Consider the following 12322-nt stretch of genomic DNA (forward strand, 5'->3'; position numbering starts at 1 on the left):
GATCAAAGATTAGTCAAGATGCCTTGCACAGCAGCATAATATTTGTGCAATGCGGTAGATTGCCCATTGCCGATGCAGATTTCCAATGATGATGACGCGTTAGCCCGTTATGGCCTCACTCCGCGGCTTCGACGAAGCGGTGGCGTTCGTAGAGGAATTTCAGCACCGCCTCGCGGCAGCGTAGGAAGGTGCGGTCGGAGGAAAGCTCGATGCGCCGACGCGGCCGGGCCAGCGGCACGGGAAGAACCTCGCCGATGGTGGCCGCCGGCCCGTTGGTCATCATGACGATGCGGTCGGACAATAGCACCGCCTCGTCGACATCGTGAGTGATCATGATCGTCGTCGAGCCGAGCCTCGAATGGATATCCATCACCGCGTCCTGCAGATGCGCACGGGTCAGCGCGTCGAGCGCCCCGAACGGCTCGTCGAGCAAAAGAATCTTCGGCTCCATCGCGAGCGCGCGCGCAATGCCGACGCGCTGCTTCATGCCGCCCGAAATCTCCGCTGGGCGCTTGTCTTTCGCATGCGCCATCTGCACGAGATCGAGATTGCGCATGATCCAGTCATGCCGTTCGGCCCGGCTCTTTTTGCCGCCGAAGACCTTGGATACCGCGAGGTTGATGTTTTCGTACACGGTGAGCCATGGCAGCAGGCTGTGGTTCTGGAACACCACGGCGCGTTCGGGACCGGGGCTGTCGACCTCCTTGTCCTCCAACAGAACCGCGCCGGCCGAGACCTTGGTCAGCCCGGCGATTAGATTGAGCAAGGTCGACTTGCCGCAGCCGGAATGGCCGATGATCGAGACGAATTCGCCCTTGTCGATGGTCAGTCTTATGTCCTTCAGGACGTCGCTGACCTGGCCGCCGCGCATGAAGGATTTATCGATATGGTCGAGTTTCAGATAGGCCGTCATCGTCCCTCTCCTCACTTTGCCGTTGTGCCGCGGGTGACGAAGACGCCGACCGACGCGACCAGGCGGTCGAGGCAAAAGCCGGTGACGCCGATATAGGCGAGTGCGACGATGATGTCGGGCAGCCGCGACGAATTCCAGGCATCCCAGATGAAGAAGCCGATACCGACGCCGCCGGTCAGCATTTCGGCGGCGACGATGGCAAGCCAGGACAGACCGATGCCGATGCGCAAGCCGGTGAAGATGTAAGGTGCCGCGGCCGGCACCATGATTTTCACGAAGAATTCGAGCTGGTTGAGCCTGAGGATGCGGGAGACGTTGCGATAGTCCTCTGGAATGTTGCGGACGCCGACGGCGGTGTTGATGATCACCGGCCAGATCGAGGTGATGAAGATGACGAAGATTGCCGACGGGCTGGAATCGCGGAACGCCGCCAGCGACAGCGGCAGCCAGGCGAGCGGCGGTACCGTGCGCAGAATCTGGAACACCGGATCAAGGCCGCGCATCGCCCAGATCGACTGGCCGACCAGAGCGCCGAGCGCGACGCCGACGACCGCCGCAAGGCCAAAGCCGATGGCGACGCGCTGCAGCGAGATCAGCACCCGCCAGGCGAGCCCAATGTCCTGCGGGCCATTGTTGAAGAACGGATGGGCGATCAGGTCATAGGCCTCGTTCCAGACCTGGCTTGGCGGCGGCAGGCTGGCCGTCGGCGACGAACAGGCGACCTGCCAGACGACGAGCATGAGGGCGACGACGATGACCGGCGGCACCAGCGTGCTGGCCAGCTTGCCTGCGATTGCGGCCGGGTCGAAGCGACGCCGCGCCCTGGCGGTGAAGGCGATGATTTCGGCGGGCTTGGAAGGCGCGGGGAACGGCTTCACCTTGCGGTCCTCGATGGCTTGGATAGACATTTCTCGAATGTTCCTTTGGCATTTGGCGACAAGCGGCGCCGTTGCGCTTGCGGCGACAAACGGCGCGAGCGCCGTTTGCACCGTTCAGGCCGATGCCTTGATCTTCAGGCTGTCGAGATAGGCGGACGGGTTCTCCGGATCGAACACCTTGCCGTCGAAGAAGGTCTCGACGCCGCGCGATGAAGACGCCGGGATATCGGCCGCGGCGACACCAAGATCCTTGGCCGCTTCGCGCCACAGATCCTCGCGATTGACCTGGGCGACCAGCGCCTTGATGTCGGTGGTCGGCGCGAACTTGCCCCAGCGGATGTTTTCGGCGAGGAACCAGCTGTCGTGGCTCTTGAAGGGATAGGACACGCCGCCCTGCCAGAACTTCATGTAGAGATCTGTGCCGTTGGCGACGCGGCCATTGCCGTAGTTGATGTCGCCCTTGAGGCGGCCGATGATGTCGGCGGTCGGCACGTTCATCCATTGCCGCTTGCCGATGATGGCGGCCATCTCGTCCTTGTTTTCCTTGGCTTCGCACCATTGCTGGGCTTCCATGACGGCCATCAGGATCGCCTTGGTGGCGTTCGGATACTTGTCGATGAAGGCGGCGCGCAGGCCGAGCGCCTTTTCCGGATGGCCCTTCCATAGCTCGCCAGTGGTAGCGGCGGTGAAACCGACGCCCTGGTGGACGAGCTGCTCGTTCCACGGCTCGCCGACACAGAACACGTCCATGTTGCCGACCTTCATGTTGGCAACCATCTGCGGCGGCGGCACGACGATGGTCGAGACGTCCTTGTCGGGATCGATGCCGCCGGCGGCCAGCCAGTAGCGCAGCCAAAGGTCGTGCGTGCCGCCCGGGAAGGTCATGGCGGCCTTGACCTCCTTGCCTGCGGCCTGCTTGGCGGCGAAGGCATCCTTCAGCCTGGAGGCGTCGAGGGCGACGCCGGTGGCGGCATATTCCTGGGCAACGGAAATGCCCTGGCAGTCGTAGTTGAGGCGCGCCACGATCGCCATCGGCAGCGGCTGCTTGTTTTGCGTCACCTTGCCGGTGTGCATCAGATAAGGCATCGGCGTCAGGATATGGGCGCCGTCAATGCCGTTGGCTTCGCCGCCGAGCACCAGATTATCGCGCGTCGCCCCCCAGGAAGCCTGCTTGAGCACCTCGACATCGGGCATGCCGAATTTCTCGAACAGGCCTTTCTCCTTGGCGATCATCAACGGTGCTGCATCAGTCAATGCGATGAAGCCGAGCTTGGCGCCTGTGACTTCCGGTACGGCGGTAGCCGCATAGGCGCCGGAGGGCAGCAGCGCACGCGCCGCGGCCAGCGTTGCCGCGGTGGCCGCGCTGATCCTCAGGAAATCGCGGCGGCTGATCGCCGTTTGGGCGGAATGGCTCTTGATGCGTTTCGTCATCGTCATCTCCGGTTGGGCGCGGCTTGGGATCGGCGCCGTCGATTGCGTGTTCGATCAAAACAAAAAAGCCGCCGGCCAGGCCGCGCGCGTCCGTCCATCCGGGATCGCGTGTTGACCTGAGCGGCAGCTTTGCCTGTAGCGCCCGCCATTGGACGCCTATTCCGTGACCCCGAGAAGAGTCTGCCTATTGCAACGCAGGAACCGTGCCAGTTTCGGAATGGATGATAAACATCAATGAGATCAACGGCATGCCAAAATCGTCGGCGCCCCGGCCCGCCGGGCGAGCAAGCCAAAGATTGTTCATTAGCGCAGTTGCACGCACATTTTTTGTGCAGTGCACAAGAATGGCGCGGAAATGATCAGGCTTCAGCGCGCGCCAATTTCTGGCCGGCAATGTAGGCGTCGATCTCGTCGGGATCGAAGATCTGGCCATCGAAGAAACCGTCGGGACCGAGCACCAGGCTTGCCCCCGCCGAACCAACTGGGGTCGCGGCCTTCAGCGCGCCCTCGACCTTGGCATTGGCACCGGGAAGCGCCACGCCAAGCGGCTTCAACGCCGAGCGGTAGAGATCGGGGCGATAGCAGTCGCGGGCAATAGCGAGGTTTTCCGGCGTGTGCGCGACATGCCCCCAGCGCACCATCTGCGTGTAGAACCACAGCGCATGGCTCTTCCACGGGAAGTTCGCCGCCTTGTTGAAGGGCAGAAAGAAGTCGCCGACGCTCAGTTCGGCACCGCCGCCGAGCGCCAGATGCCCGCTGAGGATCGGCATCTGCAGCGCCGGCGCCAGGCCGAGAAAGGCCGGCTGCGCCATCAGGGCCGCGAGTTCGCCACGGTTTGCCGGGTCCTGGCACCAGCGCGCCGCATGATGCAGCGCGCGCAGCAGAGCCGAAAGCGCGTCAGGCTCTCTTTCGGCCCATGCCTTGCGCACGCCGACGACTTTCTCCGGGCTGGTCTTCCAGATGGCCGCCTTGACCGTGGCGATATGGCCGGTGCCGGCGACGACCGCGGCGCTGTTCCAGGGTTCGCCGACGCAGTAACCGTCGATCCTGCCGGCGGCGAGCGCGTCGGCCATGAATGGCGGCGGCACGATGACGATTTCGATTTCACGCGACGGGTCGATGCCGCAGGCGGCGAGCCAGTAGCGCAGTTCGTAGTTGTGCCCGGAGTGCGGATGGACGACGGCGAAGCGCAGCGGATCGCCGCCGCCATTCGCCCGATCACGGATCAGCGCTCGCAACGCCTTACCGGCCCGCGCCGGATCGAGATCGGGCCGGGCGCCGTGCGCGGCCATGCCGGCCCAGACCGCGTTCGAAACCGTCACGCAATTGCCGCCGAGGCCGAGCGAGAACGGCACGACGGTGTCGGAGGCGAGCGGCGTCAGCCCCAGATTGCAGGCGATCGGCATCGGCCCCAGCATATGCGCCAGGTCGAAATGGCCGATGGCGATGCGGTCGCGGATGTTGGCCCAGGACGTTTCCCGGTTGAGCGTCAGGTCGATGCCTTCACGTAGGGCGAAGCCGATTTCCTTCGCCGCGACAAGGATGGCGCTGTCGAAGAGCGGCATGAAGCCAACATTGATCCGGTGCTCGGCCGCCATTCTCAACTCTCCTCGGGATCCAGAAGCCCTGCCGCCGTCACCAGGCTCTGCGCGATTTCGGCGATCTTGCGGTTCTGGTTCATGGCTGTCTTGCGCAGCAGCGTGTAGGCCGCGTCCTCCGACAGGCCGCGCGACTTCATCAGGATGCCCTTGGCGCGATCGATCACCTTGCGGCTCTCCAACTCGCTGCGGGCCTCTTCCAGTTCGCGCGCCATGCGCGAGAAGGCGTTGAAGCGGCTGATCGCCATGTCGAGGATCGGCTTGACCCGCTCCTGGCGCAGGCCGTCGACGACATAGGCCGACACCCCGGCTTCCACCGCTGCCTCGATCGACGCCTGGTCCGAGCGGTCAACGAACATGGCGATCGGCCGCTTCACCACGCGCGAAAGCTGGAACATGTTTTCGAGCATGTCACGGTTGGGATTTTCGAGATCGATGACGATGACGTCGGGTTCGATCTCGGCGATCCGCCGCGCGATGCCGGCGACGTCGTGGATGACCGTGACCTGCTGATGCCCTGCCTCCCGCAGTCCCGCTTCGATTATGGAAGCGCGGATGTGGTTTTCATCGATCACCAGGACAGTGAGGGATTTGCGGATCATGCCGCATTTTGCGCAGGCGAGGCGATTGTGCAATGCGGCATAGCGAGATTCACGGAAACAAAGCCGACGCCGCCTGAGGCACTGGACGCGACGGCCGGCGCGACGGACTTGACGCCGCGGGCACCGGCACCCGCCTGATCGGCACTGGCTGCCTGCAGGTCTTACCAGCGTAGGTGATCGCCTCAGGCGCCAAGATCCCGGCCTTCCCGGCACCGGCCTGACCTATGGCGTGACCAACGCGTGCGCGATTCCGACCTCAGCGAACGAGTTATGACACGCCATTCCAGTGTATGATGGCTTCGCCAAATTGGGTGTGCGCTGCAATAACAGCCCGAGACAGCCGCGCTTGCCGAAGGGGCTGTCGGCTCTGGCGGGATTGGCGTAAGCTACCGACAGAGGATGCACGCATGCATCGCATCATCGCCATAGCGATCGCAGTTCTCGCGGCCGTATTAAGTTCCGCGCGGGCGGAGGTGCTGGTCGGGGTCTCGGCTGCGATGACAGGACGGCTTGCCTGGATCGGCGAGCAGGGACAGCGCGGCGCGGAGATGGCAGTGGCCGACGTCAACACGGCGGGCGGCGTGCTCGGCCAGAAGGTGAGGCTCATCTCGGTCGACGACTTCTGCGATCCCGAGCAAGCTGTGGCGGCCGCCAAGAAGCTGGTGGCTGACGGGGTCGTGCTCGTCGTCGGGCATTATTGCTCCGGGGCCTCGATCCCCGCATCAAAAGTGTACGAGGAGGCGGGCGTCGTTGAGATATCCCCAGGCTCGACCAATCCGCAGCTGACCGAACAGGGACGTGCCAATGTCTTTCGCACCATTGGCCGCGACGACGCGCAAGGTTTCATCGCCGGCAACTACCTTGCCGATCACTGGGGCAACAAGAAGATTGCGATCCTCCACGACAACTCGACCTATGGGAAGGGTCTCGCCGACGAGACCAGGAAGCAGCTGAACAAGCGGGGCGTGACTAAGGCCGTTTACGACGCATACATTCCCGGGAAGGACGACTATTCGGCCGAGGTCGCTGCGTTGCAGACCGCCGGCGTCTCCGCCTTATATGTGGGTGGGTATCATGCCGAGGTTGCGCTGATTGCTCGCGCTGCACACGACAGTGGCTACACGGTTCAGCTCATATCCGGAGATGCTTTGGCGACTGAGGAATTTGCCCTGATCGCCGGCCCCGCGGCGGAGGGGACCCTCTTCACGTTCCCGGCGGACCCGAGGCGAAGCCCCGAAGCGGCCGCGGTCGTTGAGCAGTTCCGTGCGGAGAATTTCGAACCCGCGGGCTACACGCTGTTGAGCTACTGCGCGGTCCAGGTTTGGGCCCAGGCAGTCTCGAAGGCAGGTTCGCTGGAGCCGAAGGCCGTCATTGCGGCACTGCACGAACAGGAATTCGACACTGTCATCGGCCGGGTCGATTTTGACGACAAGGGCGACCTCACGAAGCAGAGCTGGGTTTGGTACGTCTGGCGCGGCGGGGAATACGTGCCGGTTGAATAGGGTTCGCTGATCGCCGGCGTGCCGGCTGAGATGTCTAGTCTAATGCAGACCAGTGTGGCCGGACTGTTCCGACTCGCCGAGATGCTTGAACGCCTCGGCATACGCGGCCGGCTGTTGCTCGCCTTTTTCGGGATCAGCGCCCTTGCGGTGCTGGCAACCGCTGCGGCGCTTTATGCCTTCCTCCAGGTTGGCGACGTCGTCGACCGAATTACCATGGATCGAGTGCCGTCGGCGCTCGCCTCCCTCCAGCTGTCGCGTCAGGCCGAACGGGTCGCTGCTGCCGCGCCATCGGTGCTAGCAGCGACAAGCAGGGCTCAGCACAGCGAGGTGTCGGCTGCCGTCGCGCTCGAGATGTCCCGCCTCGAGGCCCTGCGCACGGACCTCCGGGATGCCACGCTGGGCACAGTGCATTTGGCCGAGATCGAGGAAGCCGCGATTGTTCTCAGGCGCAACCTGAAGGAGCTCGACTCTCTTGTTGTCGCCCGGCTCGACGTGGTCGCCCGCAAGGAGGAGCTCCTGAACCGCCTCGCCGCGACGACGACCGGAGCCCAGCGCCTTGTCGCCACTGGCATCCTAGTAATGGATTCCAGGCTCCCGCAATGGCGGGCGGTCGCGGCCGATACGTCGCTGTCGCCCGATCGACGCGCAGCGGCGATGGCCGAGCTGGTCCAGGCGATTGCGGCCTACATCCCCCAGCAGAAGGCGCAGCTGGAGATCTCGGCGGTCAACGACGCGCTGGTAAAGGTCGCGAACGCGCCGACGCCGGGCGACCTGGCGTTGATCCTTTTTCCGCTACGCCGTTCGCTCACTGCTCTTGAAAAGGTTTCCACGGAGATCGACGAAAAGCTGCGGACCCGCTTCCGGCAGCGTGTCGACGAGTTCAAGGGTTTGACCGACGGCGAGGACAGCATCCGCAAGGCGCGGGAGGACGAGTTTGCTGTCCTGGCACAGGGCGAAAGGCTTCTGGCCGAGAACAATCGACTGTCGCGCAATCTCACCGCTGGCGTCGATCGCCTGGTCGCCATGGCAGACCAGGAGATCGCTGCGTCCGGTCGCGAAGCCGCGCTCGTCCAGCGCTACGGCACCGCGGTTGTGCTCGGCTCCGCCTTCCTCAGCCTCCTGAGTTCGGTTCTGGTTGTCTGGCTCTATGTCGACCGCAGCCTCCTCGCCCGACTGGGGGCCGTGAGCCAAGGCATGCTCGCGATTGCGGGGGGCAACCTTCATGCGCCGCTGCCGGCGGCGGGCAGTGACGAAATCGGGCGCATGGCTCAAGCGCTGAGGCTCTTCCGGGATACTGCTGTCGAGGTCGAGGAAAAGAACCTGCGCGACGTTGCAGAAGCGCGTCAGCGGCTAGTCGATGCCATCGAAAGCATTTCCGAAGGTTTCGCTCTCTATGACAGAGAGGACCGGCTTGTCCTAAGCAACAGCCGCTACCGCGAACTGCTTTACGCTGGCCTGGAGACCGGGCTAACCCCTGGCACAGCATTCGAGGAGATCATTCGCCGATCCGCCGAGCGCGGCTACATCAGGGACGCCGAGGGGCGGGTCGAGGAGTGGGTTGCCGAGCGCCTGTGGCGACACCGCAATCCTGGCGAACCATGGGTGCAGCGGCGAGGCGACGGCCGATGGATCATGATCAGCGAGCGGCGGATCAGCGCCGGCGGCACGGTCGCCGTCTATTCGGACATCACCGAGCTGAAGCAAAGGGAGGAGAACCTCGCCGAGAAGTCCACGGCCCTAGAGGCGCTTTCCAGCAAGCTGGCCAAATACCTGGCGCCGCAAGTGTACAGCTCGATATTCGCCGGCCGCCAAGACGTTAGAATCGCCAGCCAGCGGAAGAAACTGACAATATGCTTCTCCGATATCGCCGGCTTTACCGAGACCACTGACAAAATGGAATCCGAGGATCTCACCCAGCTCCTCAATCACTATCTGACGGAAATGTCGAAAATTGCTTCGGATCACGGCGCGACGATCGACAAATATGTCGGCGACGCGATCCTGATGTTTTTCGGCGACCCTGAGACGCGCGGCGTCAAGGAGGACGCGCTGGCGTGTGTGCAGATGGCTCTCACCATGCAAAAGCGGATGAGCGAACTTGCCGAAATCTGGCGTGACATTGGAATTGAGACACCGCTGCGCTGCCGCATCGGCATCCATACCGACTACTGCACTGTCGGTAACTTCGGCAGCGAGGACCGGATGGATTACACGATAATCGGCGGCGCCGTGAATCTCGCCTCGCGCCTGGAACAGGAGGCGCCACCGGGGACCGTCCTCATTTCCTACGAGACGTTTGCGCAAGTGAAGGACATGATCGACTGTGAGGAGATGGGGCACGTCCAGGTCAAGGGGATCGCCTATCCCGTCGCCACCTACCGCGTCATCGACCTGAAGGCCAATCTAGCCGGCGCTTGTCGCGCCGTTCGAACCGAGCTGCCGCACTTCAGGCTGGAACTTGAACCGGAGCTGATGTCCGCTGACGAGCGTGGCGATGCCGCCACTGCGCTTCGAGACGCGCTGGATCGGCTTTCCCACAAGCACGGGCAGTAGGGCTTGGTTCACAACGACCCTCCCATGGACGCAAGGGGTAGGATGTGGGACGCAGCTTATCGGCGCTGTCGATGCGAAGGCCACAGAACGGTCGCAGTCAGTCTTTGAACTCGGGCGGAACGTCCGCATCGGAGCCGAGACTTAACATTCACAGCATCACTGGCAAGGTCCGGATATGGCGCTTTGCTGATGTTGAGCGACGTCAGTTTTCGCCTAAACCACCCCAATCAAACAGCCACCCTCCCCTGCTCCGCCTCCGCCGCATTCGGATCGCCCGGCGCCGTCGCCCAGGCCAGTTCGACAAGCGTCACCGTCCGCCTTCCGACCCCGTCGAGCTGGCACACGATCAGCCCCTGCTCCTCGATATAGGTCAGCAGGCGCCGGGCGCGGCGTAGCGAGTGCGAGCCATAGGCGCGGGCGATCGCCGCGTCGCTCGGGCAGGGCCAGCCCTCCTTGGCCGCGCGGGCGATCATCATGAACACGCCCTGCATATCCTCGGGCAGCAGCGAGGCGCGCGCCGAGACATCCTGCCAGGCGTCATCGCCTGCCATGTCGGAGCCGAGGCCGGCGCGGGCGCGCGTCAGCATGCGGCGGAACGCTGGCAGATCCGGCACGACCGAGGCGAGGCCCTCTATGCGGCAGCGGACCACGAACTCCTGATAGAGCACGCCGATGACACGGAAGCCCGCGTCGGGTTGCGCCAGCACAGCGCGCAGCACCCGGTCGACACGCTCGCGCCGCTCCGCCAAGTCCTCGGCGCTGATCGGCGGCTCCACCGCTTCGGGGCGGATTTCCAGCGCCGCCGATTTTGCCGCCATCAGTTGATCGAGCAGGTCCGGCGACGACCGGCGCTGCGGCCGGACGGTTTCGGGCGGCGGGGCCGCCAGGATGATCGCGCGGGCATCTTCCAACGCCGATTCCGGCAGCGGCATGAGGCGCGGGGTCGCGTGGCGCGGACTTGTATCGGTCGGGCCGATGCGCAAGCCGAGCGGGCGGCGCGACAGCGCCGGGCCGAGCGCCATGAACTGCCCGCGCTCGAGGTCGCGAAAGGCTTCCGCCTGGCGCCGCTCCATGCCGAGCAGGTCGGCGGCGCGCGCCATGTCGATATCGAGAAAGGTCCGGCCCATGAGGAAATTGGAAGCCTCGGCGGCGACGTTCTTGGCAAGCTTGGCCAGCCGCTGGGTGGCGATGATCCCGGCCAGCCCGCGTTTGCGGCCACGGCACATCAGATTGGTCATGGCGCCGAGAGAGAGCTTGCGCGCCTCGTCCGAAACCTCGCCGGCAACCGCCGGCGCGAACAGCTGCGCCTCGTCCACCACCACCAGCATCGGATACCAGTGGTCGCGGGCGACCTCGAAAAGCCCGCCGAGGAAGGCGGCGGCGCGCCGCATCTGGTTCTCGGCGTCGAGCCCCTCGAGATTAAGCACCGTGGAGACGCGGTGGATGCGCGCCCGCTCGCCGGCGCTCTGCAGGCCGCGCTCGGTATGCTCCTCGGCGTCGATCACCAGATGGCCAAAACGGTCGCCCAGTGTCACGAAGTCGCCTTCGGGGTCGATGATGGTCTGCTGCACCCAGGGCGCACTCTGCTCCAAGAGCCGGCGCAGCAGGTGGGACTTGCCGGAGCCAGAATTGCCCTGCACCAAAAGGCGCGTCGCCAGCAGCTCCTCAAGATCCAGTGCCGCCGGGGCACCTGCGCTCGTGTGGCCCATCTCGATCGCAACCGTCATGTCTTCGACTCTCCTTAAGGAGAGGGCTTACCAATGGGGTGGCAGCCCGTCGAGCGCCCATGGCAGAGCGCTCCGTGTTGCGCACAGGCTGGATGCTGCTCACGATCAAGGATCGTAGAGGATTGGAATGAAACGGGCCGTTTCGATTCGATAAGGAGGCGGTGCGGATGTTTCGCAGCCGTTATCCGGAGATCGAGGTGGATCTCATCGGGATGAATTCGCCATTGCTGGAAAGAGCACTCGCCGCCAGCGAGATCGACCTCGGCGTGCTGCATCCCCGCTCTCGACCCCGGAGCTGATCGTCCATGGCCTGCCCGACGAGCCGCTGGTGCTGGCGCTTCCGGCAACACACCGGCTTGCGGCATGCCTTTTACCCACTGACGTGGCGCCATTCACGAAACGACGAACAACAAAGCTCTCAGAATGACTGTATCGATCACTATTTCTGTCGAACGGAACATCCTGGAAAAACTCTCGTTGGGTATAGATCGCGATCCAGCGATGCAACTCGATGGAGACACTAAGATGATGAAAATTCTCTCTGCATCCCTACTTGCTATCGGCCTGGCCACATCTGCCATGGCACAATCAACCGGTTCGGGAACTGGCGGAACTGGTATGAACGGCAATACCGGCGTCGACACGGGCACCACCGGCAACAGCGGCAACAACGGGACCAGTACCACTTCGCCGAACCAGATCGATCCGAATGCAACGAACGCCACCACGCCGCAGACAAACGGTATGGGGGACCGCTGCAAGGATACGGCAGGCAACGACACCGACAACAACACCCCAAGCGGCGCCATGACGTCGGATATGCAGAACTGCAACAAGTAACGGAGTTTTGCTCAGCGGTCGTTTCAGCCCGCTGCCTGGTCCAGACCGGGCACGGGCTCACCATTTTAGATGGACGGCGAGCCGAGGTCGGCTAGCCATACATTTTGTCTCAGCTAGGTCGGCGACAGATGGCGGCCAGCCCGGGACCGGCGGCCGTTCTGCTGATTTTCGCGGATGAGCGGCCCGAGACATAGGTGACGATTTGTACCGGACACATAGGTAACACTTTTCGGTTTTTGCCGGGAGGTGTTGATGCCGTGGAGAGAGTGTTCGGTGAT

Annotated in this window: 11 protein-coding genes; 5 read left to right on the forward strand and 6 right to left on the reverse strand. The window is 63.7% G+C overall.

Annotated features, from left to right (window positions below):
• Positions 1 to 115 precede the first annotated feature (115 nt).
• The 3 genes from NKJ13_RS17595 to NKJ13_RS17605 form a co-directional block, all read right to left on the reverse strand.
• Entirely contained in the window at positions 116 to 913 is a 798-nt protein-coding gene (locus NKJ13_RS17595) for an ABC transporter ATP-binding protein (RefSeq protein ID WP_352479817.1), read from the reverse strand.
• 11 nt (positions 914 to 924) lie between these two features.
• Positions 925 to 1821, reverse strand: a complete 897-nt coding sequence (ntrB, locus tag NKJ13_RS17600) for a nitrate ABC transporter permease (protein ID WP_352506992.1) — start codon at positions 1819 to 1821, stop codon at positions 925 to 927.
• Between the two features lie 84 nt (positions 1822 to 1905).
• A complete protein-coding gene (locus tag NKJ13_RS17605) occupies positions 1906 to 3222 on the reverse strand; it encodes a CmpA/NrtA family ABC transporter substrate-binding protein (protein WP_352506993.1) in 1317 nt (438 codons plus the stop codon).
• Between NKJ13_RS17605 and NKJ13_RS17610 the strand changes: the two genes are divergently transcribed.
• Complete coding sequence (locus NKJ13_RS17610) at positions 3209 to 3337, forward strand: hypothetical protein (protein WP_280952097.1); 129 nt, start codon at positions 3209 to 3211, stop codon at positions 3335 to 3337. The genes NKJ13_RS17605 and NKJ13_RS17610 overlap by 14 nt on opposite strands.
• Before the next feature lie 244 nt (positions 3338 to 3581).
• Here NKJ13_RS17610 and NKJ13_RS17615 read toward each other — a convergent pair whose 3' ends face one another.
• A complete protein-coding gene (locus NKJ13_RS17615; protein WP_352506994.1) occupies positions 3582 to 4820 on the reverse strand; it encodes a CmpA/NrtA family ABC transporter substrate-binding protein in 1239 nt (412 codons plus the stop codon).
• Between the two features lie 2 nt (positions 4821 to 4822).
• On the reverse strand, positions 4823 to 5422 hold the full coding sequence (locus NKJ13_RS17620) for an ANTAR domain-containing response regulator (RefSeq protein ID WP_023676288.1): 600 nt from the start codon (positions 5420 to 5422) through the stop codon (positions 4823 to 4825).
• A 407-nt stretch (positions 5423 to 5829) separates the two neighbouring features.
• Between NKJ13_RS17620 and NKJ13_RS17625 the strand changes: the two genes are divergently transcribed.
• Together NKJ13_RS17625 and NKJ13_RS17630 are read left to right on the forward strand one after the other, a co-directional pair.
• Positions 5830 to 6924, forward strand: a complete 1095-nt coding sequence (locus NKJ13_RS17625) for a branched-chain amino acid ABC transporter substrate-binding protein (protein ID WP_352649805.1) — start codon at positions 5830 to 5832, stop codon at positions 6922 to 6924.
• A gap of 81 nt (positions 6925 to 7005) precedes the next feature.
• The gene (locus NKJ13_RS17630; protein WP_352738684.1) at positions 7006 to 9477 is read left to right on the forward strand and encodes a PAS-domain containing protein; all 2472 of its coding nucleotides are present in this window, start codon (positions 7006 to 7008) and stop codon (positions 9475 to 9477) included.
• A 227-nt stretch (positions 9478 to 9704) separates the two neighbouring features.
• Here NKJ13_RS17630 and NKJ13_RS17635 read toward each other — a convergent pair whose 3' ends face one another.
• Entirely contained in the window at positions 9705 to 11204 is a 1500-nt protein-coding gene (locus tag NKJ13_RS17635; RefSeq protein ID WP_352738601.1) for a helicase HerA domain-containing protein, read from the reverse strand.
• Positions 11205 to 11371: 167 nt separating this feature from the next.
• Here NKJ13_RS17635 and NKJ13_RS17640 point away from each other — a divergent pair, with 167 nt between their 5' ends.
• Together NKJ13_RS17640 and NKJ13_RS17645 are read left to right on the forward strand one after the other, a co-directional pair.
• Positions 11372 to 11503 carry a type 2 periplasmic-binding domain-containing protein gene (locus NKJ13_RS17640; RefSeq protein WP_352649808.1) on the forward strand — a complete coding sequence of 44 codons (132 nt, stop codon included), beginning with the start codon at positions 11372 to 11374 and terminating at the stop codon, positions 11501 to 11503.
• A 124-nt stretch (positions 11504 to 11627) separates the two neighbouring features.
• Positions 11628 to 12044: a hypothetical protein gene (locus tag NKJ13_RS17645; protein ID WP_352738599.1), complete on the forward strand. Its 417-nt coding sequence runs from the start codon at positions 11628 to 11630 to the stop codon at positions 12042 to 12044.
• Positions 12045 to 12322 lie beyond the last annotated feature (278 nt).

Origin of the sequence: Mesorhizobium sp. M0174, assembly GCF_040322275.1 — a bacterium.
Taxonomy (GTDB): domain Bacteria; phylum Pseudomonadota; class Alphaproteobacteria; order Rhizobiales; family Rhizobiaceae; genus Mesorhizobium.